Source organism: Bradyrhizobium sp. 33ap4, assembly GCF_032654765.1.
Lineage (GTDB): Bacteria > Pseudomonadota > Alphaproteobacteria > Rhizobiales > Xanthobacteraceae > Bradyrhizobium > Bradyrhizobium australafricanum.
Window position 1 is genome coordinate 65,244 of record NZ_JAUMTJ010000039.1, and the last position, 25,189, is coordinate 90,432.

The 25,189-nt window shown below is 64.3% G+C and carries 30 protein-coding genes, 2 tRNA genes and 1 pseudogene; 17 read left to right on the plus strand and 16 right to left on the minus strand.

Going from position 1 to position 25,189, the window contains the following annotated elements:
- Positions 1-514: 514 nt before the first annotated feature.
- Positions 515-742, minus strand: coding sequence for a hypothetical protein (locus Q2M23_RS27600; RefSeq protein WP_016843397.1), 228 nt, complete (start codon positions 740-742; stop codon positions 515-517).
- A 63-nt stretch (positions 743-805) separates the two neighbouring features.
- The gene (locus Q2M23_RS27605) at positions 806-1,102 is read right to left on the minus strand and encodes a hypothetical protein (RefSeq protein ID WP_028339395.1); all 297 of its coding nucleotides are present in this window, start codon (positions 1,100-1,102) and stop codon (positions 806-808) included.
- A gap of 340 nt (positions 1,103-1,442) precedes the next feature.
- Here Q2M23_RS27605 and Q2M23_RS27610 point away from each other — a divergent pair, with 340 nt between their 5' ends.
- The 3 genes from Q2M23_RS27610 to Q2M23_RS27620 all read left to right on the plus strand — a co-directional run bounded on the left by Q2M23_RS27610 (position 1,443) and on the right by Q2M23_RS27620 (position 4,845).
- Complete coding sequence (locus tag Q2M23_RS27610) at positions 1,443-1,838, plus strand: NUDIX hydrolase (RefSeq protein WP_026192922.1); 396 nt, start codon at positions 1,443-1,445, stop codon at positions 1,836-1,838.
- A gap of 1,155 nt (positions 1,839-2,993) precedes the next feature.
- A complete protein-coding gene (locus Q2M23_RS27615) occupies positions 2,994-4,307 on the plus strand; it encodes a chloride channel protein (RefSeq protein WP_316397694.1) in 1,314 nt (437 codons plus the stop codon).
- Positions 4,308-4,644: 337 nt separating this feature from the next.
- Positions 4,645-4,845: a hypothetical protein gene (locus tag Q2M23_RS27620; RefSeq protein WP_057019610.1), complete on the plus strand. Its 201-nt coding sequence runs from the start codon at positions 4,645-4,647 to the stop codon at positions 4,843-4,845.
- Between the two features lie 72 nt (positions 4,846-4,917).
- Here the strand turns inward: Q2M23_RS27620 and Q2M23_RS27625 are convergent, their stop codons facing one another.
- From Q2M23_RS27625 to Q2M23_RS27635, 3 genes are all read right to left on the minus strand, one after another.
- Entirely contained in the window at positions 4,918-6,108 is a 1,191-nt protein-coding gene (locus tag Q2M23_RS27625; RefSeq protein ID WP_316397695.1) for an adenylate/guanylate cyclase domain-containing protein, read from the minus strand.
- A gap of 314 nt (positions 6,109-6,422) precedes the next feature.
- Complete coding sequence (locus tag Q2M23_RS27630) at positions 6,423-7,667, minus strand: metal-dependent hydrolase family protein (RefSeq protein ID WP_141339679.1); 1,245 nt, start codon at positions 7,665-7,667, stop codon at positions 6,423-6,425.
- Positions 7,668-7,700: 33 nt separating this feature from the next.
- Positions 7,701-9,056: an MFS transporter gene (locus Q2M23_RS27635; RefSeq protein WP_057019613.1), complete on the minus strand. Its 1,356-nt coding sequence runs from the start codon at positions 9,054-9,056 to the stop codon at positions 7,701-7,703.
- A gap of 118 nt (positions 9,057-9,174) precedes the next feature.
- On the opposite strand from Q2M23_RS27635, the gene Q2M23_RS27640 reads away from it, so the two are divergent.
- The gene (locus tag Q2M23_RS27640) at positions 9,175-10,101 is read left to right on the plus strand and encodes a LysR family transcriptional regulator (RefSeq protein ID WP_316397696.1); all 927 of its coding nucleotides are present in this window, start codon (positions 9,175-9,177) and stop codon (positions 10,099-10,101) included.
- Positions 10,102-10,265: 164 nt separating this feature from the next.
- Complete coding sequence (locus tag Q2M23_RS27645) at positions 10,266-11,126, plus strand: sterol desaturase family protein (RefSeq protein ID WP_246786611.1); 861 nt, start codon at positions 10,266-10,268, stop codon at positions 11,124-11,126.
- Between the two features lie 40 nt (positions 11,127-11,166).
- Here the strand turns inward: Q2M23_RS27645 and Q2M23_RS27650 are convergent, their stop codons facing one another.
- Together Q2M23_RS27650 and Q2M23_RS27655 are read right to left on the minus strand one after the other, a co-directional pair.
- Complete coding sequence (locus Q2M23_RS27650; RefSeq protein ID WP_229189346.1) at positions 11,167-12,237, minus strand: glycosyltransferase family 87 protein; 1,071 nt, start codon at positions 12,235-12,237, stop codon at positions 11,167-11,169.
- A 495-nt stretch (positions 12,238-12,732) separates the two neighbouring features.
- Positions 12,733-12,818 (minus strand) — tRNA-Tyr (locus Q2M23_RS27655).
- Positions 12,819-13,127: 309 nt separating this feature from the next.
- On the opposite strand from Q2M23_RS27655, the gene rlmB reads away from it, so the two are divergent.
- Positions 13,128-13,952 (plus strand): 23S rRNA (guanosine(2251)-2'-O)-methyltransferase RlmB, encoded by an 825-nt coding sequence (gene rlmB / locus Q2M23_RS27660; RefSeq protein ID WP_168856706.1) that lies wholly within the window; start codon positions 13,128-13,130, stop codon positions 13,950-13,952.
- A gap of 60 nt (positions 13,953-14,012) precedes the next feature.
- Here the strand turns inward: rlmB and Q2M23_RS27665 are convergent, their stop codons facing one another.
- From Q2M23_RS27665 to Q2M23_RS27675, 3 genes are all read right to left on the minus strand, one after another.
- The gene (locus tag Q2M23_RS27665) at positions 14,013-14,435 is read right to left on the minus strand and encodes a hypothetical protein (RefSeq protein ID WP_316397697.1); all 423 of its coding nucleotides are present in this window, start codon (positions 14,433-14,435) and stop codon (positions 14,013-14,015) included.
- 95 nt (positions 14,436-14,530) lie between these two features.
- On the minus strand, positions 14,531-15,004 hold the full coding sequence (locus Q2M23_RS27670) for a hypothetical protein (RefSeq protein WP_057019618.1): 474 nt from the start codon (positions 15,002-15,004) through the stop codon (positions 14,531-14,533).
- A gap of 365 nt (positions 15,005-15,369) precedes the next feature.
- Positions 15,370-16,110 (minus strand): urease accessory protein, encoded by a 741-nt coding sequence (locus tag Q2M23_RS27675; protein WP_057019619.1) that lies wholly within the window; start codon positions 16,108-16,110, stop codon positions 15,370-15,372.
- 194 nt (positions 16,111-16,304) lie between these two features.
- Here Q2M23_RS27675 and Q2M23_RS27680 point away from each other — a divergent pair, with 194 nt between their 5' ends.
- From Q2M23_RS27680 to Q2M23_RS27725, 10 genes are all read left to right on the plus strand, one after another.
- The gene (locus Q2M23_RS27680) at positions 16,305-16,745 is read left to right on the plus strand and encodes a hypothetical protein (protein ID WP_316397698.1); all 441 of its coding nucleotides are present in this window, start codon (positions 16,305-16,307) and stop codon (positions 16,743-16,745) included.
- 161 nt (positions 16,746-16,906) lie between these two features.
- Positions 16,907-16,981: transfer RNA gene (locus tag Q2M23_RS27685), tRNA-Thr, on the plus strand.
- Positions 16,982-16,987: 6 nt separating this feature from the next.
- A complete protein-coding gene (locus tag Q2M23_RS27690; RefSeq protein ID WP_316397699.1) occupies positions 16,988-17,368 on the plus strand; it encodes a hypothetical protein in 381 nt (126 codons plus the stop codon).
- 184 nt (positions 17,369-17,552) lie between these two features.
- Complete coding sequence (locus Q2M23_RS27695) at positions 17,553-17,810, plus strand: hypothetical protein (RefSeq protein ID WP_028335372.1); 258 nt, start codon at positions 17,553-17,555, stop codon at positions 17,808-17,810.
- Positions 17,811-17,824: 14 nt separating this feature from the next.
- Complete coding sequence (locus Q2M23_RS27700) at positions 17,825-18,058, plus strand: hypothetical protein (RefSeq protein WP_168856709.1); 234 nt, start codon at positions 17,825-17,827, stop codon at positions 18,056-18,058.
- A gap of 67 nt (positions 18,059-18,125) precedes the next feature.
- On the plus strand, positions 18,126-18,371 hold the full coding sequence (locus tag Q2M23_RS27705; RefSeq protein WP_076831538.1) for a hypothetical protein: 246 nt from the start codon (positions 18,126-18,128) through the stop codon (positions 18,369-18,371).
- A gap of 175 nt (positions 18,372-18,546) precedes the next feature.
- On the plus strand, positions 18,547-18,735 hold the full coding sequence (locus Q2M23_RS27710; protein ID WP_057019624.1) for a hypothetical protein: 189 nt from the start codon (positions 18,547-18,549) through the stop codon (positions 18,733-18,735).
- Positions 18,736-18,790: 55 nt separating this feature from the next.
- On the plus strand, positions 18,791-18,970 hold the full coding sequence (locus Q2M23_RS27715) for a hypothetical protein (protein ID WP_229193508.1): 180 nt from the start codon (positions 18,791-18,793) through the stop codon (positions 18,968-18,970).
- 48 nt (positions 18,971-19,018) lie between these two features.
- Positions 19,019-19,327 carry a hypothetical protein gene (locus Q2M23_RS27720; protein WP_229193507.1) on the plus strand — a complete coding sequence of 103 codons (309 nt, stop codon included), beginning with the start codon at positions 19,019-19,021 and terminating at the stop codon, positions 19,325-19,327.
- Between the two features lie 134 nt (positions 19,328-19,461).
- Positions 19,462-19,995, plus strand: coding sequence for a hypothetical protein (locus Q2M23_RS27725; protein WP_168856712.1), 534 nt, complete (start codon positions 19,462-19,464; stop codon positions 19,993-19,995).
- A gap of 36 nt (positions 19,996-20,031) precedes the next feature.
- Here Q2M23_RS27725 and Q2M23_RS27730 read toward each other — a convergent pair whose 3' ends face one another.
- The 3 genes from Q2M23_RS27730 to Q2M23_RS27740 all read right to left on the minus strand — a co-directional run bounded on the left by Q2M23_RS27730 (position 20,032) and on the right by Q2M23_RS27740 (position 22,507).
- Complete coding sequence (locus Q2M23_RS27730; protein ID WP_168856713.1) at positions 20,032-21,192, minus strand: DUF2652 domain-containing protein; 1,161 nt, start codon at positions 21,190-21,192, stop codon at positions 20,032-20,034.
- A gap of 101 nt (positions 21,193-21,293) precedes the next feature.
- Positions 21,294-22,142 carry an alpha/beta hydrolase gene (locus Q2M23_RS27735; RefSeq protein WP_316397700.1) on the minus strand — a complete coding sequence of 283 codons (849 nt, stop codon included), beginning with the start codon at positions 22,140-22,142 and terminating at the stop codon, positions 21,294-21,296.
- Positions 22,139-22,507, minus strand: a complete 369-nt coding sequence (locus tag Q2M23_RS27740; protein WP_063790153.1) for a hypothetical protein — start codon at positions 22,505-22,507, stop codon at positions 22,139-22,141. Before Q2M23_RS27740 ends, Q2M23_RS27735 begins: the two co-directional genes overlap by 4 nt.
- Positions 22,508-23,017: 510 nt before the next feature.
- Here Q2M23_RS27740 and Q2M23_RS27745 point away from each other — a divergent pair.
- On the plus strand, positions 23,018-23,269 hold the full coding sequence (locus Q2M23_RS27745) for a hypothetical protein (protein ID WP_076831552.1): 252 nt from the start codon (positions 23,018-23,020) through the stop codon (positions 23,267-23,269).
- Positions 23,270-23,334: 65 nt separating this feature from the next.
- Here Q2M23_RS27745 and Q2M23_RS27750 read toward each other — a convergent pair whose 3' ends face one another.
- From Q2M23_RS27750 to Q2M23_RS27760, 3 genes and pseudogenes are all read right to left on the minus strand, one after another.
- Complete coding sequence (locus Q2M23_RS27750; RefSeq protein ID WP_057019632.1) at positions 23,335-23,574, minus strand: DUF6719 family protein; 240 nt, start codon at positions 23,572-23,574, stop codon at positions 23,335-23,337.
- Positions 23,575-23,877: 303 nt separating this feature from the next.
- A complete protein-coding gene (locus Q2M23_RS27755; protein ID WP_057019633.1) occupies positions 23,878-24,594 on the minus strand; it encodes an outer membrane protein in 717 nt (238 codons plus the stop codon).
- A gap of 361 nt (positions 24,595-24,955) precedes the next feature.
- Positions 24,956-25,189: pseudogene (locus tag Q2M23_RS27760) on the minus strand (hypothetical protein); the annotation flags it as partial.

Sequence of the window (25,189 nt, forward strand, 5' to 3'; positions counted from 1 at the left end):
CTCAGGCAGGCCGGGACATTTGGCCCCTACGCCCGGAAGGCGTCACGCGCCCGGCAAGACGACGAACACGGCGTGCGTGACGATGCGGATCGCGCATGAGACCCGCGAAATCCGGTGGTGAACGGCGTGCGATGTAGTAGGTTCTCCGCGGGGACGGCGGCCCCGCTATCCTCCAACTTGGGAGGCGATGGCTATGATGAAGACCCTGTCACTTCTAGCGGTCCTGCCCTTTATCGGGCGTCCTGTCGATGTCGACGGGCCACGCCGCATCCACATGCTCGACCAGCAATTTCGGCATCTCTGCAGTACCGTGCGGGAAGCGGTATGCGGTCAGCTACGAAGCCTGCCGGAAATACGTGATCGAGCATGGCGCATCGCCCGCCGAATCCTGGTGGTACTGCAGCAGTCAAGGCTACACGAAATAGTCGGCACTTCCCGAGCGAGGCTTTTCACCGCCGCGGACAGCACGTCGAGCTACCGCGACGTCGAATGCGTATGCCTGCCGGTCCGCGTGTTAGGGCACGTCGCCTCTTCTCACTGGACCGACGGTCTGCGGCCGGTTGAGGAAGAACTCGCGGTTGCCGAGCGCGGCCTCGGCATACTGGTCGATCGCCACGATGATCGCCTGCACGTGGTGAAAGCACCAGCCTTCCCGCGTCGCCATGTGCCGGACCTCGGCCAGCGCCTTGATCCAGGGCGCGTGATCATCGCTGTCGTGGAAATACCGAAGCGGCTCTCTCATCTTTTCCTCCGGCACATCACGTCTTGCAGTTCGGCGCACAGCCGCCGCATCCCGGGCGCGCCGTCATGCACGCGCTTCGCCGGCGGCCAGCTCTCGCTTCGCCGGGCGAATGAAGGCCGGCGTCGCGGCGCGACGGCGCGGTGCAACGCTCGCATGCACGATGATCGGATCGCGGTCGCCCAGGACCTCCCGCTCCTCGACCAGGCGGCTCATGACCAGCCGCATCTTCAGGAGATCCCCGGCGACGAAGGCGCAGTCCTCATCGCGGTTGATCTGCTGGCGCATGATGGCTTCGGCCTCGAGCATGCTGACGCGCAGCGCCCTGATCTGCCTGCGAATTTCGCTGATGCGGTTGTCCATGGCGTCCTCCAATTCCCGGTGGAGGGCAATTAGAACAAAACAAGAACATTGAGTCAAGCAGCGAAAGCCGTCCGTCATGGGTATCGTTATCACGACGCAACCGGGTGAGTTGCAGTCACCGGCCGTAACAGCTTTCATGAATTCAACGTGAGGTACCGGACATCAAGCGAGATCAAGAAGCCGCGGCCGACCGCGCGCGGCGAGGATCGCAGCCGTCAAAGACAAACGGCCGACATACGACTGTGGAACAATGCGGCATCGAACTTGTCTACACAAATAGACAAGTTAAAATAGGTCGATTCTATTTCGATCATTGCGCAGCAAATGCCCAAGTACTCTAATGCCCAAGTCCTCCAAGCTGGTAGCCGCGAAGCGCGGCAAGGTTCTTCTGGTTAGACGCCGATCTGACGGGCTGTGGATGTTTCCCGGCGGGCGCAGGCGCGCGCGAGAAACCGGGAAGGATTGCCTCAAGCGCGAGATCAAGGAGGAGCTGCCGAAGCTCAAGCTCGGCAGGCTGAGCCTGTGGAAGGAAGTGACGGCCAGGAACAAGCGTTCCGGCCGCAGGATGAGCGACGCGATCTTCATCGCCAAGAACGCCAAGGGCCGACTGGCGATCGGCGACAAGAAGGAGATCGACCGCGCCGCCTGGCAGAAGCCGCGGGGCCTTCGCCTGACACCGACCTCGCGCTACATCCGCGACCGGCTGTTTCCGAGAAAGCAGCGCCGCCGGAGATAGCGGCGGGATCATCGCTGCTTGAAAGCGCCGCGCTTCCACCCCAAAGAAACGGCCCCAGCGAGGGGGTACAAGCTGGGGCCGCGAGTTTACCTTGATCGTCCAGGCGCTGCCGGCAGGGACAGCACCGAACCTGTGACAATCATGCTCCGCCGCGTCCGTTCCTCGACGGCGCGCCTGGACGCGATCCCGGAAGGATGGGCCGTGAGCCTCATGCAGCGGCAGCTCACGGCCGAGCACATCTCGATGCTCAACATGATGCTTGGCGAAGCGCGGCGACATGGGATGTCCTGATTCCCCAAGGCGAATGTCCTGATGGGTGCGGCACCCTTTCTGGTGCCCCATCATGATCGTCGGATACGCATCCGCAGACCAAGAGTTCCACCGCAGGAACACCGTACTGATCCGGATTTCTGGACAGATAGGACGGTCGTAATACCAACCCTGCCGGCGTTACCGTTCTTTGCAGAGCATTTTTTTCACGACTGAGTTTTTACAGACCTATTATGACCGGCAGAAAAGGGCCGCCGATGCGACGGCCCTTTTCGATTCAGTGCCCCATGTCTTCGCGCGGCAAACGATCCCGGTGACGCACCCAAATCGGTACCAGGCAAAGAACGAGGCCGCCAACCGGCGGCCTCCTTGTTGAGTGGCCCCAGCAACCTATGGGGGCCTGGGAGGGCAGGCGCTGGGGCCGTCTACCGGCCCGGTTGGCGCGGTCGGGCCAGGTGAGCTTCCATCAAATGAACAGAGCAACGGCAACCATTGCGATTGGGCAAAGTCCCAATACGACGATGCCCGCTCGAACAATCACTTCGGACATGACATGCGCCCTTCAATGGGGCGATCAAAATACGCCGCAGCGGAAGCAGCGCAAAGTGCAGTTTGTGCCCGATTTTCCGCGTCCCTCAACCATGCGTCACGGCGGGAAAGTACGCGCCAAGGCGGAGTCGTTCAGACACCAAAACTCACGCGCGAGCCTCCCGGAGATCGCCGAAGATTGAGGCCTCAGGCGGTATCGCGGATTTCGGCCGTGGAGTTTGGCGGCTGCGCCGGCACACCGTGCTGATTTCTTCAGCTTCGCATACCGCCGACGCGTGCTAGGAATGACGTGATCCGCTGCGTATCGGACCACGACATGAGCCAGAACTCGTCAGAATGACCTTCCCCTCCAACCGCCAGAGGCGGCTGTTCAGACTGGTCTCCGCGCGTTGGCAGCGCCGCGCCCTGTTCTTGCTGGGCGGCATTGCGGTCGGCGCGGCGGCCGTCGCGCTGGCACAGCTCGCCGATCTGGCACAGATCGCGTTCGGCGCGGTGGTATCCCGTTTCCATTATGCCTCGCTGGTGCTGACGCCGGCCGGGTTCGCGCTGTCGGTGTTTCTGACCAACCGCTTCTTTCAGAACGCGCAAGGCAGCGGAATCCCGCAGGCGATCGCCGCACGCCATCTGACCGACCAGACCGCGCGCGAAAGCCTGGTTTCGCTGCGCGTTGCCGCCGGCAAGATCCTGCTGACGCTGTTTGGCCTGTTGTGTGGCGCGTCGGTCGGGCGCGAGGGACCGACGGTGCAGATCGGCGCCTCGATCATGTTCGCGCTCGGCCGCTTCTCGCCGCGGCGCCAGCCCGGCCTGATCCTTGCCGGCGCGGCCGCTGGTGTCGCGGCCGCTTTCAACACCCCGCTGGCCGGGATCGTGTTCGGCATCGAGGAAATGAGCCGTGCCTTCGAGACGAGAACCAGCAGCCTGATCATCGGCGCGGTGATCGCCGCCGGCCTGACCTCGCTCGCGCTGATGGGCAACTATACGTATTTCGGCACCAGCGCGACGGCGCTGCGCAACGGCACCGACTGGCTCGCGGTCCCGCTCTGCGGCGTTGCCGGAGGTCTTGCGGGCGGCCTGTTCAGTCGCATCCTGATCACAATGGCACGCGGGTTTGCCAATCCGGTCGGAAGCGCGATCAAGCGTTATCCAGTCGGTTTTGCCGCAATCTGCGGATTAGCGGCTGCGATTTGCGGGATTGCGTCCGACGGCGCGATCTATGGCACGGGATATCAGCAGGTCAAATCCGCGCTCGAAGCCGGAACACAATTGCCGGCGAGCTTCAGCGTCTGGAAATTCCTGGCGACCACGTTCGCCTCGATCAGCGGCATGCCGGGCGGCATCTTCGCGCCCTCGCTCGCGGTCGGTGCCGGGCTCGGCTCCAACATCGCGCCGCTGTTTCACGGCGCGCCGCTGTCGGCCATCATGCTGCTCGGCATGGTCTCCTATTTCGCCGGCGTGGTTCAGGCACCGATCACCGCCTTCGTGATCGTCACCGAGATGACCGACAATCACGCGATGGTCGTGCCCTTGATGACCGCGGCCCTGATTGCGCACGCGAGTTCGCGCCTGATCTGCAAGGAAGGCGTCTATCACGCCCTCGCCAAGGGCTTCGTCGAGCGCGCTGCGCCGGCGCAGAAGATCACCTCGATCTGAATTCCCGGCACCAAGGGAAAACGGCCCCGGCATCTCGCGTTGCCGGGGCCGTCCTATTCCCATGCTCACGGCGAACCGCCGGTGTCGATAATCAGGGCGGACCCTCTGGGCCTTGAAAAATTTCCTTAATGAAAAAGCCTGCCCAGCATCCGAATTCGCGCGATCCGGCGTTTCGGAAAATAACGGGTGTGAATCCAGCTTGAATAAATTTCGTCTGGGACAAACGGAATGTTTCAGTGACTCTTCATGCGTGAACGGAGTTCCGGGGTTCCTCGGGGAGCGGACTTGTCGCGGCGACGTTGGTCTATGGGCAATCCCTGAGAAAGGGGGAAGCACCATGGTCGAGAACGTCATGACCAACGCCGGCTATTGGCGGGATCGAGCCGCCAAGACACGTGCCAAGGCGGAGTTGTTCAGATACCAAAACTCACGTGCGAATCTTCTGAAGATCGCCGAAGAGTACGATCGTCTGGCCAACTATGCCGAGCAGCAATTACTGCGCGCACCGAGAGTAAACCTGTCCGGCCGATCTCCTTAACGGCAGGAGCCTTTGGACATTGGGCCGTCTTAGCCGGTGCGTGCGCCGCACGTCACGCTGGCCAATCGAGCCTCAGCCCCGATAGGCAAACAGCTCGATCGGCTCGCTGAAACCGCGCACCAAATGCTCGCCGACATGCTCGAGCGCGAAATCGTGCGAGACCAGATCGGCGAAGGCGCGCGACAGCAGCACGTTTCGTCCCAACTGCTTGGTCAGAGCCTCGAGCCGCGAGGCCATGTTCACCGCGGGGCCGATCACCGTGAAGTCGAGCCGACTGCGCGATCCGATATTGCCGTACATGACGTCGCCGACATGGACGCCGATGCCGTAATTCATCGGCGCCCGGCCCATCATGCTGTTCTTTTCGCTCAGCGCCGCCATCGCCTGCCGCGCCTCGGACACCGCGTGCAGCAGTTTGGCGCAGGCCCCGGGATCGCTGAGCGGGAAAATCGCAAGCAGACCGTCGCCGATGAATTTCAGGATTTCCCCGCCGTGCCGCGCAATCGGCTCCGACATCGCGTCGAAATAGTCGTTGAGGAGATCGATGACATCGTCGCGCGGCCAGGAGTCCGAGATCCGGGTGAAGTCCCTGAGGTCGCAGATCATGATCGCGGCGCGGACCGTGGTGCCGCTGCCCCGCCGCGTCGCACCCGCCAGGATCATCTCGCCAGCATGGGTGCCGACATAGGTCTCGAGCAGCGTCCGCGCCAGGCGGTTCTTCATCCGGATTTCGCTGACCAGCGCCAGCACCGGCAGCACCTTGCGCAGCTCGGCGATGTCAGCGTCATCGAAACCGCCGGACCGGTCGGTCGCGAAGGTCACGACATGCCGCTTGCCGAGCGTATGCAGCAGCGGCCACGCCACATAGTCGGTCAGGCCTTGCGCGCGCATCTCGTCAAAGAGCGCATGCGTGCGGCCAGGCGCCCGTTCGAGCCGCTCGCGCACTTCGCCAGCGCCCTGGTGGATTTCGTAGACCGGGCTGCCGATATATTCCGAGCGCTCCCTGACCTCGTAGTCGACCCGCGTGATCTCGGCCTCGCGCTTGCCGTCGCCCCAGATGATCCGGGCGCCGAGCCATTGCGGATGCTGGATCAGCAGATTCATCGTCGCCCGCTTGAGCGGGATGCCCCTGCCCTGCAACCGGATGCAAAGCTCGGCGAAGATATTGTCGATGAAGCGCTCGTCGCGGGTCTCGTTGGTCAGCCAGGCCACCACGTCGCCGCCAGACTGCGGCGTGACGGACTCGATGTTGGGGGCGTTCATGGCTTGCTCCGGAGCGGCAGGTGGGATCGGCACGCGATATGTCGTGCTTCTGCCCGGCAACGTCAACGCCACCAGCGGTAACGTGATCGGGCGTACCGGTGGTCAGGGCTCTGAATGCCCGCCCTGTCCTGCACTGCGCGTGGTGTGGTGAGGACGGACGCCGCACTGCCAAAATATCGAAAACAACCCCATGCAAAGGTGCCGGCGGACACGGCAACTGTCCGGCGACACCGCAACTTGACTCGTCGGGCAAATCAGCGGTACGATTCCATTATTCAGAAATCGTATCGATTCAGCCTACCCCCCTTCCCGCCCTAGCCGTCCAGCCGGTCGACCTCGGCCTTGCCGGCCTTCATCACCAGCGGGATGTGCTCGCCTTGGCCGAGCAGGCAACCCACGTCGCGCAGCGGGTTGCCCTCGACTACCAGCAGGTCGGCGAACGCCTCCGGCGCGATGCGGCCGAGCTTGCCTTCCATGCCGAGCACCTCGGCGCCGATGATGGTCGCGCTGGCGATCACTGCCTGCGGGCCGATCAGCTCGGCGCGGATCCGGAACTCGTCGCTCTGCAGCCGCTGCGACGGTCCGAGCAGATCGGTGCCAAATCCCATCTTGACCCCGGCCTCGCGATAGATCGCAAGCGAGCGTAGCCCAGCGTCGCGAACGTCGGCGATCTTGGCGACGCTCGCCGCAGGCAGGCCGTACTTCGCGCCCTCATTGGCCAGCGCCTCGTAGGTGACCAGGGTCGGCACCACATAGGCGCCCTGCTCGGCCATCAACCGCGCGGTCGGAAGGTCGATGAGATTGCCGTGCTCGATGGTGCGCACGCCGCAGCGTATTGCCCGCTCGATCGCCTCCGCCGTGTAGGCATGCGCCAGCACATAGGTGTGCCGCGCTCTCGCCTCCGCGACGATGGCGCGGATCTCGTCCTCGGAATAGCCGTAGGCGCCGATCGGATCGGTCGGCGACGCAACGCCGCCGGACGCCATGATCTTGATCTGGTCGGCGCCCATCTGCAGCTCCTCGCGCACCGCCTTGCGCACCGCATCGACGCCGTCGACGACGCGCGCGATGGCGCCGACCCGCACGCAGCAGGAGCAGGTCGGGTCGGCCAGATAGTCCGAGCGGGCGCGCCCGTCGCCGTGGCCGCCGGTCTGGCTGAGCGCGCGGCCGGAGACGAACAGCCGCGGGCCATCAGTGAGACCGGTGTCGATCGCCTGCTTCAGCGCATAGCCGGCGCCGCCGGCATCGCGCACGGTGGTGAAGCCGCGCTTCAGCATGCCGCGCAACAGCATGGTCGAGCGCAGCGTCACCAGCACGTTGGCCATCCGCGCCTGCTGCGACAAATCGAGCTCGACCGCGACCGCATGCACATGCAGGTCGATCAGGCCGGGCATCAGCGTCTTGCCCTTGAGGTCGATGACCCGATCGGCGGAAGCCTCGATCGGCCGATCGGACACTTCCTTGATCAAGCGGTCCTCGACCAGCACGTGGTGTCCTTCGAGCAGATCGGAGCGCAGGGGATCGAGCAGCGCGGCATTCTTGAAGAGGATGGTGGACATGAAAGGTCTCCTGTCAGCGCGTAGCTCGTATGATCACGCGGCTTCGCTTGCGATGTCTTCCAGCGACCGGCCGCGCGTCGGCACGCCCATCAGCACGACGGTCAGCGCGCCAATCAGGAGAACGGACGTGGTGACGCCGAACACACCGGCAAAGCCGAAATTCGGATAGAGGTAGCCGACCAGGATCGGCGCTGCGATCGCGCCGATCCGGCCGATCGCGGATGCGAGCCCCGCCCCCGTGGTCCGGATCGATGTCGGAAACACTTCGGCCGTGTAGGCATAGACGCCGGCATAGGTGCCGTTCATGAAGAACGACAGCAGCAGGCCGGCCGCCATGATCTCCGCATCGCTCTTGGCAAAGGCGAGCCCGAGCGCGCTGGCGCCGCCGAGCAGCATATAGGTCGCAATCGTCGCCTGCCGTCCGATCCGCTCATTGAAAAAAGCGGCGGTGAAATAGCCCGGCACCTGCGCGCAATACATCGCGAGCGAATAGCCAAAACTCTTGGTGATGCTCATGCCGTTCTGCACCAGCAGGCCGGGAATCCAGACGAAGAAGGAATAGTAGCTGAAGGTGATCGACAGCCACATGATCCAGGTCATGGTGGTGATGCGCGCCTGCCGGCCGGCGAGCAGCGCGGCAAAATTGCTCACCAGCGTTCCCGACGAGGCGACTGGCGCGGCTGGCTCGGCTACCGCCGGCGGCAGCGCGCGGCCCTCGCGCGCGAAGCCGGCCTCGATCCGGTCGAGCACCGCTTCGGCCTCCTTCGCCCTGCCCCGGCTTTCCAGCCAGCGCGGCGATTCCGGCAGCGATCTCCGCCACCACAGCAGCATCACGACCGGTATAGCCGTGATGACGAGCACGATGCGCCAGCCGTTCTCATAGGCGGGCACGATGAAATAGCCGAGCAAGGCGGCGGCGACGAAGCCGAACGAGAAGAAGCCCGCCAGCGCGCCGGTGAAGGCGCCGCGGTAACGCCGCGCCACGAACTCGGCGAGGTAAGGCGCTATGATCGCGCTCTCCGCGCCGGTGCCCATGCCGGCGACGACGCGGGCGGCAAAGAACGCCGGCCAGCTATCCACCGCCGCGCTGACCAGCGAGGCCGCGCTGTAGAGCGCGAGCGCCGACATCATCACCGCGCGGCGGCCGATCAGGTCGCCCAGCGTCCCCGCGAGCAGCGCGCCGAACAGATAACCGACGAAGGTGCTGCTGCCGAGCACGCCGGTCTCCACATTGGTCAGTCCCCAGGCGGTGCGGAGCACCGGCAGGATGAACGCCAGCACGGCGGCATCCATCGCGTCAAAGAGATAGCCGAGGCCGCCCATCAGCAGCAGGTGCACGTGGAACCGCGCGAACGGCAGGCGCTCGATGCGCGCCGAGATCATCGACATGAAAGTCCCCCCTCGCCCCGCGGCGGCACGCGCCACAGGGGCAGCCGGGGAATGATAGACAAACCAATATTATCCGAATAATTTATAATCGTTATCTGGCACATCACCCTTGTGAATATTGCTCGTGTCCTTCCGCACGCTCGATCTCAACCTGCTGAAAGTCTTCGAGGCGCTGATGACCGAGGGCAGCGTCACGCGCGCCGCCAGCGCGCTGACCATGACGCAGCCCGCGGTCAGCAACGCGCTCGCGCGGCTGCGCGACGCGCTGGGCGATCCCCTGTTCGTGCGCAGCTCGAGCGGGATCCGCCCGACGCAGCGCGCCGTGGCGCTGTGGCAGCCGATCGGCGATGCCCTTGAACATGTCCGCCACGCCCTCGATGAGGACGCCTTCGATCCGCGACAGACCCAGGCCGAATTCATCCTGTCGATGTCCGACTACGTGGCCTCGCTGGTGATGCCGCGGCTGCTCAACCGCTTCAGTGAAGTGGCGCCGTCCGCGCGCATCCACACCGTGCCCAACACCATCCTGGAGATCGGCGACCGGCTCGAGGACAACCGCGTCGATTGCGTGCTGAGCGTCTATGTCAACGAGGCGCAGCAGCCGCCGGCCGTGATCCGCTCACGCTCGCTGTGGACCGTCGAATATGCCTGCACGATGCGGCGGGACCATCCGCTGGCCAGGCAGAAGCGGCTCAACACGCGGAGCTTCCTTGCCGCCAAGCATGTCGATGTCAGCCTCGCCGGCAAGACGCTGCCGACCTACGACCAGTTTCTCGCCTCGCGCGGGCTGTCGCGCAATCTGGTCGCGACCGTCAACCACTACAATGCCGCCTACGAGATCGTGCGCCAGTCCGACCTGATCGCCGTGCTGCCGCGCGATCTCAGCGCCCAGTCCCGCCACGCGCCCCATCTGCACGCCATGCCGGTGCCACTGCCGGCGCCGCCGCGCATCGTCAGCCTGTTCTGGCACCAGCGCAACGACACCGTCCCCGCGCAACGCTGGCTGCGCGAGACGCTGGTGGAGATGTTCGCAAGGATGGAGTGACGCGGTGGGATTGGGGCATGCGGACGAACCCGGCTCCCGGACACCGGTGATCCCCGTAGCGGCACGGGATGCTGATTAACGCTCCCACAACCCGGGTTTGGTTTCCGATTGACGGCATCGGGGACCGGGGTGGTAGGTTGTCGCCATTTCATGTGGCCATTTGAATGCGCGAGTTATTGGAACAATATCAGCTTTTGCTGGCGCCCTTGATCTTCGTGCCGTTCGAGCAACTCTTTGCAGCGAGGCAGCAGAAGATCTTCAGGCGTGGTCTTTCGACCGATATGGCCTTCCTGTTTCTCAACGGCTGGCTGGTGTTCGTCGGCGTGACCGCGATCATCGCACTGGCGACGCTGGTCAATCAATCGATCCTGCCCTCGGCCGTCAAGCAGGCGGTCAGCGATCTCCCGTATTGGGCTCAGGCGCCCATCGCGATCGTGATCGGGGATCTCGGCGTCTACTGGACCCACCGCATCCTGCATGTCGTGCCCGCCATGTGGCGCATCCATGCCGTTCATCACGCCGTCGAAGAGCTGGACTGGCTCGCCGCGATCCACCAGCACCCGCTTGACGTGACCTTCATGAAGGTTGGTTCGCTGTTTCCGCTGTTCGCGCTCGGTTTCTCCGCGGAGGCGATCGGGACCTATCTTGCGATCTACTACTGGCAGTCCTGGCTCGCGCACGCCAACGTGCGCCTGGGCTACGGCCCGCTACGCCACGTCCTGGTATCGCCGGAGTTTCATCACTGGCACCACAGCAGCGAGCGGGAAGCCAGGGACAAGAACTACGCCGGGCTGTTCTCGTTCTACGATGTGCTGTTCGGCAGCCTCTATCTTCCGGAAGGGCAGAAGCCGACGGCATTCGGCGTCGATCATCCGATGCCCACGAGATACCTGGCGCTTTTGGCCTATCCATTTTTCGCATGGGCCTCGATGCTCAAGCGCGACGATCCGTCGGGCACCAGGCGCCCGGTTGGCGCGGAGGCTGTGCCCGGCACGGCAACGCCGCCGGCGCACCAGGACGGCTGATCGTGATGATCTTCGCCGCGGACTGTTCGCGATCAGGACACTAGCCTCCAACGGTTGCAGATTTTCGCAATCCCTCGCCTGTAGCTGTCTCGCCGGCCTCTTGCCGGTATCTCGTCCAGATCAGCGCGATCACGGTTGCGCACATCATGGGGCCGAGAGGCGTGCGCACGAACGGGAAAGCGTATCCCAATACGAAGACGACGCTGACAGCGATCCGGAAGGCGCTTCGACCCGAACGCGACGCGAGGCGGCCCGCGCTGGCGTTCATGAGAAAGAGCAACGCGACCACCAGGATCGGCATATCGTAGATCGCGAAGTAAGGAGAAATCAGCGGCGTTGCCGCCAGGAGGCTCGCGGCCTTTACGGCGAAGCTGACATGGCTGCGCCAAATGATCAGCACCCCGATCGCAACGACCGATGCGATGGCGACGTGGACCGCCATCGCCAAACCGTAGCCAAGGCCGGCGTCTCTCAAGAGCCCGTACACACTCTGCAGTTTGTACCATGGCAGCGCGCCACTGAGGTGGAATTGCGTCGTGGCGAAGGTGGCGGCGGCGCGGAATCCATCGAAGGTATCCCAACCGAAGATCAGCCCGGCGAGCAGCAGGAGGACCGGAATCACCAGAGCGGCGGTGATGACGACGCGCCAACGTCCGGTGGCGATCAGCACGAAGGGAAGCAGCACGCCATACTGAGGTTTGAAGATGAGCAGCGCGATCAGGATTCCACTGAGAAGCGGACGCCTGTCCAATGTCAGCAGGATGCCGCCGAGCAGCGATGCGGCGAGCAGTGCGCTTTGGCCGGAAATGAAGTCGTAGAATACTGGCGGAGCAGCGAGTGCCAGCAGCAGCGCGGCGGAGCGCGGCCGGATGGCATGAACGACGAGCAGCCAGCAAGACAGCTTCGCTGCGCTCCAGACCCAGAACGCGATCGGAAACGGCAGCAGCGCCAGCGGCGCCACAACCAGGAAAAACACCGGCGGATAAAAGAACGGAACCGGTACCTGATCGTAAGGATACGGAGCGTGATTGAGGGATTGCAGCCGGAGAACAAGTTGCTGATGCAGCTGCTCCCAATCGTAGGCCGCCGCCGCATGGCCTTCGAGCGCCATCGCGCCCGCGCCCCAGAAACATGAAAAATCGATTCCGGCCTGGCCGCCACCACCGACAAATGCCGGTATCGAAACCAGGATCGAGACCCCGAGCAAGACAGCGCAGGCAACCATCAGCGCCGGGTCATCTCCTGCAGAAGCGTCCCAGTGCAAAATTTTCTTCATATCCTCTGAAACGGCTCAATCATGAAATGGCGCAATCTACCATTGCACTCGCGGGCCGAGCAACGGAACGCCGGCGGCGGCTGGAGCTGTTTGCGCGGATAGGGTGAAGAAGCGGGTGTCGAATGGATGAGCGGGCTGTGGCCTAGCTTCGCTCACGTCGCTACGATGGAGTTTTCCGGGCTTGCCGAGCCGTGGGTCGCGAAGCGCCTCATGCCTCGCCGATACAGCCCGCCGTCGCCCTTCGGGCTATGGCGTGGCAGCCTTCACTCACTTCGCTACGATGGAGTTTTCCCGGCCTGCCGAGCCGTAGCTCGCGAAGCGAGCGAAGGCTGGTGGGGGAGGCAGGACTCGAACCTGCGAAGCCATGAGGCGGCTGATTTACAGTCAGCTCCCTTTGCCACTCGGGACACTCCCCCGTCCAACAGCATCAGACCGGCCGCGCGAGTGGCGGCGGACCGGTCATCGAAATGACGCTGATAACCGGCCGACCCGAAGCGGGTGCGCGGTCGGGCGCGTTTATGGGGGAAGGCGGTCCCCAAAGTCAACCAAGCCAGCCATCTAATTGGGATACTTTTGCAGGCTCGGGCGATCTCTGTTCCAAAGTAGCGAGTCTTGCGGCTAGATTCTTGTTTTGTCGCGCTTTCTTCACGCGAACCGGACCCCCACTTCGCTCGAAAACGCTGTGTAAAATTGCCAATATTCAGGAGCCGTGACACAAGCCTCACATGAGCGATCGCGACCGCAAACCCAATTTCCGAGGCAAGGGCGGTAAACCCTTCCAAAAAGGGCCGAAATTCGGCCGCCCGCCGGCCCGGCGGGAACGCGAATCCGGTTCCGACGGGCCGGTGATTCTGTACGGCTGGCACACCGTGTCGGCGGCGCTTGCCAACCCCGACCGCCATATCCGCAAGCTTTACCTCACCGAGAACGCGGCCAAGCGCCTCGCCGACGAAGACATCGCGACCCGCGTCACCCCCGAGATCGTCCGGCCCAGCGAGATCGACCGGCGCCTCACCCCCGATGCGGTGCATCAGGGCCTCCTGGCGGAGGCCGATCCCCTGCCCTCGCCCGGCATCGACACGCTGGCGCTGGAGGGCATCGTGCTGGTGCTCGACCAGATCACCGATCCGCACAATGTCGGCGCCATCCTGCGCTCGGCCGCGGCGTTCGCGGTGAAGGCGATCGTCACCACCGCCCGTCACAGCCCGGAGGCGACCGGCGTGCTGGCGAAGTCCGCCTCCGGCGCGCTCGAGCTGGTGCCTGTTGTCACCGTGCAGAACCTGGCGCGCGCGCTGAACGAGTTGAACGAGCGCGGCTTCCAGACCGTCGGCCTCGACAGCGAGGGCACCGAGGATCTCGGCAAGGCCGCGCTGCAAGCGCCGCTCGCGCTGGTGCTCGGCGCCGAAGGCAAGGGCTTGCGGCAATTGACGCGCGAGACCTGCCGCGTCGTCGCCCGCCTCGACATGCCCGGCGAGATCAAGAGCCTCAACGTCTCGAACGCGTGTGTGCTCGCGCTCTATATCGGCGCCAGCCGGCTCGGGCTGATGTGAACGACAAACGCCCGCTCGCGTGACGCGAACGGGCGCTGATGTCTCGAACTGACGATCGGATCAGTAGTAGCGGCGCAGCACCGGATGGCCGTAGCGGCCGTAGCGATAGCCGTAGTGCGAACGATAGCCGTAGTGATGGCGGTAGCCGTAGTGACGGTAGCCATAGCGGCGATAGCCGTAATACGGGCGGCCGTAACCTTCGCGGTAGTACGGGCGCGGCGCCCAGTTGCCCGGACCGGTGTAGGTCGGTCCCTGGTTGACGTAATAGTACTGCTGCGCCGCGCTGGGATAAGCGGCATCCGGGTCGGGCAGACGTTCGACGGTCCCGTAGCCGTAGCCGCCATAGTAGCCACCGCCGCAACCACCGCAGCCGTAATTCACGACGGGCGCGGAATAGCCGCAAGGGTTGAAACCGCACGCCATTGCGGGCGCGCTCAGCATGACGGCCACCGCCGCAATCAGTCCTTTGATCATTTGACGCATTACTCTCTCCTGTAGGTCTCTCTGTTCGTCGCGTAGCTCTTGATGGCTATTCAGAACCCCCGTTTCGCGGGGCTCTTGATTTCGGGCAGTCGATGTCAGAATCCTCGGGGTCGCGGTGGCCGCGGGAATGGGCGCGGCAGCGGCCGCGGCCCGTTGAACTCCGGCGCGTAGATCACCGGCGGCGGATCGACCGGCACGTTGGACTGTGCCGGCAGCGGAGCCGATTCCGCCCCCCACGATTGATGGTAGCTCTCGGCCGGCTTGGGCAGGCGGCGGTTGGCCGGCGGCTCGATCTCGAGGCGGCCGTAACCCGGCATGCGGCCGAGGCTCGGATAATAGTGGCCGACATTTGGCTGGGGATCGATCGGGCGGCCGCCATAGACGGTCGGCACCATCGACTCGTTGCGAGCGAGCCCCATCGCGCTTTCGACCACGGCGTAGGAGGCGTCGACGCCGTTAATGATGATCGGCACGCCGGGCCGCACCGGCACGACAATGTCGAAGCCGCCGCCGGCCAGCGCCGTCGAGCTCATCGCAGCCAATATCGCCAGCGCAAGACTTGCGCGCATGTTCACCCAGCGTCCCGAATTGTTCCACCACAACCTAATCCAACGGCTTGGCGGAAGGGTTAAGGACGCCGGCCAAACTGCCGGTAAGCCTAACGCGTAAGCATCGGCATCCGGTCAATGCGGCCGTGCGGAATCAGAAATCGTTAACGGGCGCCGAAGTGCCGCCTCTCCCCGTTCTTACGGGGAGAGGGTTGGGGTGAGGGGCTCCGCGGATACGGTGATAGCTACGTTTACGGAGAGTCCCCCTCACCCGGAACGCATCTGACGATGCGTTCCGACCTCTCCCCGCACGCGGGGCGAGGTGACGCAGACTCTGTCGCTCAAATCGACGCAACGTCATCTTGCTTCGGGAAGCCGCCGACCCGTCAGGTGAAGGCGTTCTCGACGATCGCGTGGACGCCGATCGCGATCGTGACCGCGCCGACCGCCATTTGCAGGCCGCGATTGGCCCAGGTCAGCCAGCGCGCCGAGGCTGCGAGCGGCACCGCGATCACGCTGGACAGCACGCCCATGCCGATCATGGAGCCGATGCCGAACAGCGCGACATAGCCGAGCCCGATCACCGGACTTGGGGCCTGCGACACCGTCAGCACCAGGAGCGCCGCCGAGCCGGCCATGCCGTGCATCAGGCCGACCAGGAGCGTGCGCCAGCGGAAGCCGTGCGCATGGCTGTGCGCGGCGCGGACGTGCGGCACGGTGGACGCACGCGCCACGGTGGACGCAAGCGCCACGGTGGATGCGGCTTCACCGGCATGGCTGTGGGCGTGGAAGTGCGTGGTGCCGTCGCCGTGCGAATGGGTGTGGAAGTGCACGCGGTCGCGCCACAGCCGCCACCACACATGCGCGCCGAGGCCGACCAGCATGATACCGACCGCGGTCTCGATCGGCTGTGCGACCGTTTCCGGGATCGCGCGCCCGAGCAGGATCGCGGCGCCGGCAAAGATGAACAAAGTGAGCGTGTGGCCAAGTCCCCAGGTCAGCCCGTGCTTGACGATGTCACCGACATGGCTGCGGCGGGCCGCGATGCTCGATACCGCCGCGATATGATCCGGCTCCAGCGCATGCTGCATGCCGAGCAGAAAGCCAAGACTCAAAATTCCGAACATCAATCCCCCGCGTCGGCACCGACATCAGTCCGTTCACCGCTGTACACGCAATTCTCGTCAAAGGCAGCATGCTCCGGAACGCATCATGCGCACGAACCTGCAGAACTTCACACTGCTTTAAACACAGGGCAAGGCCGCGCTGGAACAGGCACGGCACCGCGAAATTAGCTCTCGACGACGAGAGGAGATTTCGCATGACACAATTCAAAATCCTCGGCGCAGCAGCCCTGCTCGCCTCGGCGCTGGCGAGCCCGGCGATGGCGCAACAGACGATCGGCACCCCCGCGCGCTGCTCGAACGCCTGGCCGGACGCCCGATGCCAGGCTATGGCACCGGCCACCACCCGCACCGCCTATCACCAGCGCATCGATCGGCGGGACCAAGGCTGGCAGGGCAGCTACAACCGCTATGACCCCGGCCCGTTCGCGCCTGTCGACGCCGCGGCCCGCGTGGCCGGTGGCGTCGTCGGCGGCGCGGTCGGCACGGCGGCTGCGGTCGCCACCGCCCCGTTCGGCGGCCCCGACTATGCCCGCGCCCCGATCGGCGGCGCCGAATATGCGCGGCAGAACGGCTTTGTCTGCACCCCCGGCACCTGGTTCCGCGGCAGCGACGGCCGCCAGCATCCCTGCCAGTAGCTCAGCTGATTAGGCCGACGGCGCAAAAGGCGGCCCGCGGGCCGCCTTTTGCTGTCGGGCCGATACGGGGGCGCGATCGCTTCTCGCCTGCTCGGTTCAACCTTGGTTCTGGCTCTGGCGCGCCAAGTCTGCTATGCGAGCGCGCAAATCATTCCCAATTCGCCGGCTTAGCTCAGCGGTAGAGCAGCAGTTTTGTAAACTGAAGGTCGGGGGTTCAATCCCCTCAGCCGGCACCAATTGGCTTGGATTTCCGCCATCTGGCCGCCGCGACACAGCTTCAGTCTGCCGAGATCGACCGTCGACCGCAGCAGCCCCGCCAGCTCGCAGGCGAATACGGCAGTTCCGAGCATGGGGAAGCGTGCTTCGACGCTGCAGCGCTGTCCAGAGCATGCTTCTTCGATGCCGACGCCGAAGCAGTCCGCTGCTGCAAATCCCTTGATGACCCCGTGAACGCCGACCGTCCTGCGGCCGATGCTGCCTTCAAACTGAAGTGCCTGGGCATCGCGTCCTCCATCAGATATGCGCGGCCTATGCCGCGTCGTTCCCGGTGCGATTCGACACGTCGTCGCGATTCAATCAAAGCGCATCGCCTGATTGCCCACAATGTACAGAGCGAGCCGTAGTATTCCGGTCGCCGGGAGTGCCACGTCGTCGATCGCGCTCACCGCTAGCCAATGCAACGACCCTGCGCTTCGCAATGTTTTGCAGGAAGCGCTAGCGAGAACGTTGAGTCATCTCGCAACGACTACTTGTGATTTTGTTCCCGCTGGCTATTGTTCCGGCACTTTCATCTTTGGGAATTTCAAAATGAAGATTGTTTTCTGCACCGCGATTGTCTTGTCCACACTGGCCGTCGCTCCGGCGAGCGCCAGGGAGCGCAATGACAGCCCTCACTCCCAGGCCTGCATGGCCAAGAACGGCTTCAATCTCGATATGTGGCGCGCGCACTCCGCAGGCACCGACGCGCAGGTCCTGAGATACATCCAGTGTCGGGATCGGGTGTCCGCAGCACAGGCCAAGGCGATCGGCATTCGCGACCATAACTTCAGCGCGGGCTATCGATGATGCTCGAGGGTGAGATGAAAATCGGACTCGCCCTTGCCTTCCTTGCCATCGGCTGCATCCCGGCAAGCGCCGCAGGCTGGACCTGCTCCGCCCCGGGTCTGATCTCCGGGTCGTATGATGGCGGCGATAGCGCCTACATCCATCTCACCGGCTTCCCGAACGGCAACAACTATCCTGTCGCGAAGAAGGGCAGCCGGGCCACCGGCACGACGAAGATCGGCACCCGCTTCGTCTGCACCCAACGCTAAGGCACACCGCCAATCCTGATCGGCCTGAAATTATCGCCGACCAGACTTCACCATTTGAGGAATCACCATGAGATTGCTGATCTTGCTCGCAACTTTCGCCGCCACCATTTCGGCGGCCACCGCCGAAACCGCTGTCGAGCGCCAATGCGCGTCGGGCAAATGCACCTGCACCTACATCGCGTCGACCTGCAAGACCTGGAATCGCACCCATGGCGGCGACCTCGCCATCTGCGACAGCTACCGCGAGAGCTGCCTGCAGAGCGGCCGGTGGGACGACAGGAATCGCCACATCGACGTGGTGGTGAAGCGCTGAGGCAGTTCGCCCTTTCCGAACCGGCGCTGCGCCGCAGGGCCGGTTCGGAAAGCCGCTGCGACACTCCCCTGGCAGGAATCGTGGGATCCTTCCCGTAGGATCACCCATCCCTCGCCTTGCTTCTGTCCTTGCGGCCCCAAACGGGGTATGCAGAATGCGGGGTGGGACTCTGCCAATGACCTATTTGATCCTTGCCCGAGATGGCACCAGCCGAATCGTGCTGAAGCGCGACAGCGAAGACGCGGCCGAGAAGAAGGCTCGCGAGCTGAAGGAGATGGGCTGGTTCGAAGTCGAGGTCCGCGAGGACAAGACGGCGCCGGTCACGTCGGCTCCCCCGGCGGATCGTCCACCGACGCTGCAATGACGCTTTGATGAACCTTTGCCGGGTGGCCCTTACAGATATGTGAGGAGCCGCCACCATGTCCGACACAGCACATTACCGCTTCCAATCCGATCAGGCGCGACGGCTGGCCCGGCAGGTGACCGACGCCGCGGTGCGCGAGAAGCTGCTCGAAATGGCCGAGGAATATGGCCGCTACGCCGACCTGATCGAGGCCCGCAGCATCGAGCGGGTACCCGCTGCGGTAGCGGCCCATTAGGCTGGCCCCCGCCCCGTTCCGGACGGCTTACCGGTTCGTCCTCTCCTGATGCTCGTCCTCAAGGTGAGGCCAAATCCGCTCGACAACGCCCTGAGGATTTGTTCGGAACGTTATGCCCTTTCACGCGATTTTCCTCGCATGAGGGTCCGCGAATCCGACCGCAATTTGCTGCTTCTGGGCACGTTCACGCTGCTCAGCGTGGCCGCTGCCGGCCTCGTCGCCCTGTTCGATCCGGCGCCCGCGCCGGCGAACCCCGCACCGCGGCCGGCCGCGAATCAAGCATCGGCGGACGGTCAGCCTCCGGTCCGGATCGTCGGTACCCCGTTCGTCCCGAACACCAATCCCCGTCAACGCTGACCGTCCACGCCCGCGCGGCGTGTCACAATTATGTCACCGCGCCTACCAAACAGGCGTCTTCGTCAACCATCATGATGGCGAGCGCTTGATTCCGCGCGGTTGCTTTGCTGGAATCCGCGCGCTCAGGGTGCGCCATGAAGTGGATGAAAGAACGCGATCTCCTGATCGCGCAGACAATGGCTTTCGTACAGTCGGTGAAGGGCAAGCTGCCCGACGCCGAGCTGCCGGCGCCTGCCCCACGGACGGCGGCGGCGCCTGCCGCCCAGCCGGCCGCCACGCCGCCTGCCGCTACACCTGCCCCCGCCGCCGCGTTGCCGATCGCCGCTGAACAGGCCTTGGCCGAGGCGGTCGCCACGCTCAGCGTCAAGGCTGAGGTGCGGGCTGCGGTCGTGCCGCCTCCGCTTCCGGCGCCGACCGTGATCGAGGGCCTGCCCCCCGCTCCGTCGCCTTTGGCGGTGACGGTCGTCGAAGTCCCGCCTCAACCGGCGCAGCTGCCGCACTTTGCCAGGCTCGACATCAGCGGCGACTTCGGATCCGAGGTGCGGGAGCGGGTTGCCAATTTCCGCGCACAGCAGCAGCGCTTCCTGAAGGAGCGCGAGGAATATTGCACCACGACCATGGCCAAGGTCCGCGCTGCGATCGACGAGCTGCCGCGCTCGGGCAAGTAACGCAGCCCCATTAGACCCCGGACTGTGCGTTGGGCATCAGCCGCGCGCGCCCGACTTCACCGGCTCGGTCAGGAAGCGTCCGCTCGATCGCGTCAATGCCGGCTCCTCCACTGCATCGAGGGCGGGCTGCTCCCCTTCCAGCATGGATCGCAATCCGGCGATCGCCTTGGTCATGCGTTCGGCGTATTTCACCGCGGCGCCGTCGACGAACTCTCGATCCTTTGGCTTAGGTTTGGCGACCCGCAGCTCCAGATGCGTCATTCCGTTTGGACCGTCCAGAACGGCGCGAGTCATTACGATCCGCGGCGCGCCGGGAATCGGAAGCGTGATGCCCACCGTGAAATAATCGGGCGGGCGCCAATCGAGCATCTCCTCAACGACGGTATGGTTGCCGTGCATGCAGTGGTTCCTGGTGCCGGGACCGCGTCGTCCCTTGCCGGAATCCTCGACGATGGTGTCGGCGTCCCACCATTTCTGCCATTGCCCGGGCACGGTGAAAAACTCCCAAACCGTCTGCCGCGGCGCGGCGATGTCGAATTCCAGCATGACGTAGGCATCGTCGCGCGTCACCTGCATCCGGGTTTGCGCGTCTTCCTGCCGCCACGCCGCTTCCAGATCGCGCGCCCACAGCGTCACGTCGCCGATGACGTCGATGGTTTCGCGATGGGCGATGAGACCCTGCGCGACCGGATCGACACCCATCGCGCGGATGGCCGCGTCGCTGTAGAGCGCGTAGGCGCGCCCGCCGATCTTCTCAGCAACCGTGTTCTTGAGCAGCCGGTGGACCAGAATGACGTCGCGCCCGGCGAGCTCCTCCCTGCCGCCCATCTTCTGCTTCACCATCTCGCCATGATGGATAACGAACTTGAAATCGAGATCGCCCATCGCGACGCAGGCCTGACACTCGCAAGTCGAGGCCTGGCGCACGCTGCGCAGGCGCCGGCGGAATTTGAAATAGGCGCCCTCGATCGCGTCCTGCAGCAGCGAGCCGTCGATCGTCTCGGCGGTGGTGTAGACGAACGCGGCGTCGCCTTCGAACTTGGCGAGGCGGAACGGCGGGCGCAGCGCTTTCACCACCGTATCCATGAAATCGGCGATGATATCCTGCGCATGGTCGAGCTCGACCGCCGCGAGGAAGTTGGTATAGCCGGAGATGTCGGCAATCGCGAAATAGGCCGCTTCAGCCTTCGGAAGCATGGGGACCTCCTGCGCAACCGGTTCACGCCCAATCGGGCGGACGCGCAGTCTGTCATACCGCGCCGCCCGAGGTCGAGGACCAAAGCAACCCTGGGCGTGCGCTAGCGGCCGCCGATCTTCTCCAGCACCGGCAGCAGGTGCGTGAGAAACTCGCCCGGATTCTCGCTCATCGGGAAATGGCCGAGGCCCTTCATGATGGTGGCCTCAGCTCCCGCAATGCTGTTCGCCACCGCCAGCGTCTCTTCCGGCGTGCAGGAATAGTCGTACTCGCCCGACAACAGAAACAGCGGGCAACGTCTGGTGTCGATCTCGGCGACGCGGGCCCGGATGTCGCCGTCGATCTTGTAGAAATAGAGGTCGCCCTTGAACACGCCGGGCCCGCTCTGCATGTAATGCCACAGCGTCTCCCACCGCTCCTTGTCGGGCGCGTCGGGGCCGACGAGGCCCGAGACGATGGCGGCGGCGACCTCGCCGCCATGCACGTCCGGCCGGTGCAGGAAGTTCAGGTCGTAATAGGGATCGACATGCGCGCCGGCCTGCAGGCCGATGATGGCGCGGAAACGTTCGGGATGCTCGAGCGCGAGATGCAGCGCGATCCGGCCGCCGATCGAGCAGCCGATCACGATCGGCCTGTCGAGGTCGAGCGCGTCCATCACCGCCAGGATCATGGTCGTATATTGCGCGGAGGTGAGCTGGTACTCCTCGTCGTGCCAGCCCTGCGGCGGCGACGACTTGCCGTGCCAGGGCATGTCGAAGGCGATGACGCGATGGTTGCGCGTGACGCGCGCATCGTTCATCAGGCCGCGATATTGCCGCCCGTCCGCGCCCGCGGTGTGCAGGCAGAGCAGCGGCGTGCCCTCGCCCGCCTCCTCGACATAGACGCGGTGGGCCCGGCCGAACAGCTCCAGATGCATGTAACGGCCGACGATCGGTTCGAACCTGGCGCTCATGCGGCCACTCCCTCGCGGCGCAGCTTGCCGAGCGCCTCCTTGAAGTAGCGCAGGTTCGCCATGAAGATCTGCAGCTCGCCCTCAGCCTTCAGCACGCGGCGCTTGATCAGCGCCATCAGGTCGTTCGAGCCCGGCGGCGGCCGCTTTTCGCAGAACCGGTCCCACTCCGCCTGCGAGGTGCGCAGCGCAAACGACGACGAGGGCATCACGAACGGGCCCTTCGTCACCGCGACGATCCGGCCCTCATGGATCGCGATCAGCCAGGCGGCCGCGCCGATCTCGAGCAGGAATGTCGTGGTGAGGTAGCGGCCGCGCCGCACCAGGCCGGCGTCGCCGTTGACCCGTTCCTTCAGCGTGTCGATCATATCAGCTCCCCCCGATCGCGGCCCGTCCGCGCAGGGCGCGGCGGGCGCTTGTTCTGCCGGCAATGATGGGAGGAATGCCGGTGCCGTCAATCGCCAGCGGCGCCGCGCGGCTCCGGCGTTTTCGCGTGGCCGCCACATACAGATTTTGGCGAGAGCCGGGTGATCTAAAGCCAAGATATCTAAAGCCAGGACCAGACCAGCGCCACATTGGCGGCGCAGGCCGCGAGCAGCGCAACCGCAAGCGCGAGCTGCACGCGTTCGTAAGGGGGCTGGTGGATTGCTCTCATGGGCCGGAGCATCCGGCGATTCTACCCGGAGAGTCCCGGGGATTCTTTTTTCGGGGGTTTACCACCCGTTAAGGACTCAAGGCCCTTCCGCGAAAGAACCGAAATGACTCATATTTTCAGATGCTTGCCGCGGATGCTCGCTCACGGTTCCGTGACCGGAACGGCGATATTGCCTGAAACCCAAAACGGGGGCTGGCGTTGTCGGTTGTTTGGGGAACGACGAATGCCGTACGCGCTGTTTTATCAGGACGCCAAGCTGAGCAAGGCCTACCCGACCGAGGCGGATGTCTGGACACTGGCCAGGAAATCCGGCCTGGTGGTGGATGCCATCTCCGGAGAGGAGGAGTCCGCGCCGCGCCCGGTGCTGGATAACGACTACGAAATCCGGCCCTGTCAGCTCGAGCCGAACGAGGATCCGGCCAAGAACAAGGCCGATGCCGATCGCGAAGCACGCCTGGAGCCGCGGTTGAACTGATCAGACGGCAGGCTGGCCGGCGCGCAGCGGCGGGCCGAGGATGCAATCGGTGCGGTCGCCCGCGCCTACGGCGTGGCCGTCGCCAGCGAGGCCTGTTCGGCGGCGACCGAAACGCAAATCTTCCGCCGATGCAGACCCCGGATCGCGCCGGTCACCTTGAGCACCTTGCCAGCCGAGCAGGACGCATCCTGCACGAACACGACCTCATAGGGCGCGAGCGCCAGGGGTTCGGATTTGAGGATAGTCTGGGCAAGGCACGGCACGGAGACCGCAGAGAGGATCAGCCCTAACGCAAAACTACGCATGTTCGTTTGTCCACCAGCCCGGCGATCGCATAATAGCGCAGCACGATGAAAGTTCCGTGCAATGCAGGAATTATTTTTTGCATTGCACGATCAGGCCTGAACATCAGGTGAATGTGGGGTCGTAGCCCGGATGGCGCGGAGCGAAATCCGAGACTTCCTTCGTCGGGTCGGCTGCCCCGGATTACACTGCGCTCCATCCGGGCTACGGGTTCACCGCATCCGTCGTCATTCCGGGGCGAGCGGCTGGCCAACAAAAAAGGCCGACCCGAAGGCCGGCCTTTCATTGATGCGATGAAGCCGCGATCAGTAGCGGGAGCCGACCGGGCCACCCCAGCCGAAGCGGTAGTTGACCCCGAGCTTGACGGTATGTTCGTCGTTCCGGAAGCTCGTCCCGACGAGGTCGGCCGGGCCGCTGGTGAAGTTGGTCTTGCCGAAATTGTAGTACTGGTACTCGGCCTTCGCCGACCAGTTCGGGGCGAACATGTATTCGAGGCCCGCGCCGACCGTGTAGCCGTCCTTGTGGCCGCCATCGGTGGTGAAGGACGCCGGCACGCCGCCGACCGACGCGGTGATGTTGTTGTTGTCGCGCCAGGCATAACCGCCCTTGGCGTAGAGCAGCGCCGGACCCCAGGTGTAGCCGAGGCGGCCGGTCACCGAACCGATCTGGTCGGTGTTGCCGGTCACCAGCGTTCCGCCCGGGAGCAGCACGCCATTGTTCGAGGAGCTGGGCAGCCAGGAATACTGCGCCTCGGCGCCCATCACCCAGTTCGGGGCGAACTGATAGTCGAAGCCGCCCTGCACGCCACCCATGAAGCGCGCGTCGCTGCCCATCAGGTTGTTGCCGTCGGTGAACGCGCCGCCGACATGGCCGCCGATATAGAAACCGGTCCAGTTGTAGACGACGGCGGGGGCGGTATAGGGCGGCGGTGCCTTGGTATAGGTGCGGGCCGGCATGTCAGCCGCAAACGCAGGGCCCGCAAGGGCGGCCAGCGCGACTGTGCCGAGCAAAAACTTCTTCATTTCTGATCCCCGTTACCAACGCTGCGCTGTAAAGCCAAACAACGTGACCTCAATTAGGTTGCTTTGGGGCAATGCCGCACCCGTGATGTTTCCGAGCTGTGACAGGGTCGCAACAACGCCCGTTTGTTCCCTGGCACAGAAGATTTTTTTCACCGGTTAAGCAGCCGCATCTCGGCTGGATGTAAGTCGCAGACGGCTAAAGTGAAGTTCAACGCTCCCCGAAAAGTGATCGGAGTTCGCTAACGTTTCGATCAGGCTTGCGACAAGCCGCCGCGCAGAAGCGAGATCAGATCGCGCTCCTGCTTCTTGTTCGGGCATGATCCTTTCGGAAAAACCGCTTCACACTTTTCCGGATCATGCCTTAGCGCGGCATCTTTTCCAGTTCCGGAAATGCCGCGTAGGACGCGCCGGCGCAGGGCTCGGCGGGGTTGTCGAGGATGCGGTCGAGCCGGCCGTCGACAAACAGGACACCGCGCTCCCGGGCGGGGCGGTAATTGCCGTCGGTATCCTTCGCGCTGTAGGTGGTGTGGACTCTAAGGATTCCCTTTTGAGAGCAAATCAGATTCAAGGCTTCTTTTTGGGAGGCGGCCTTGGG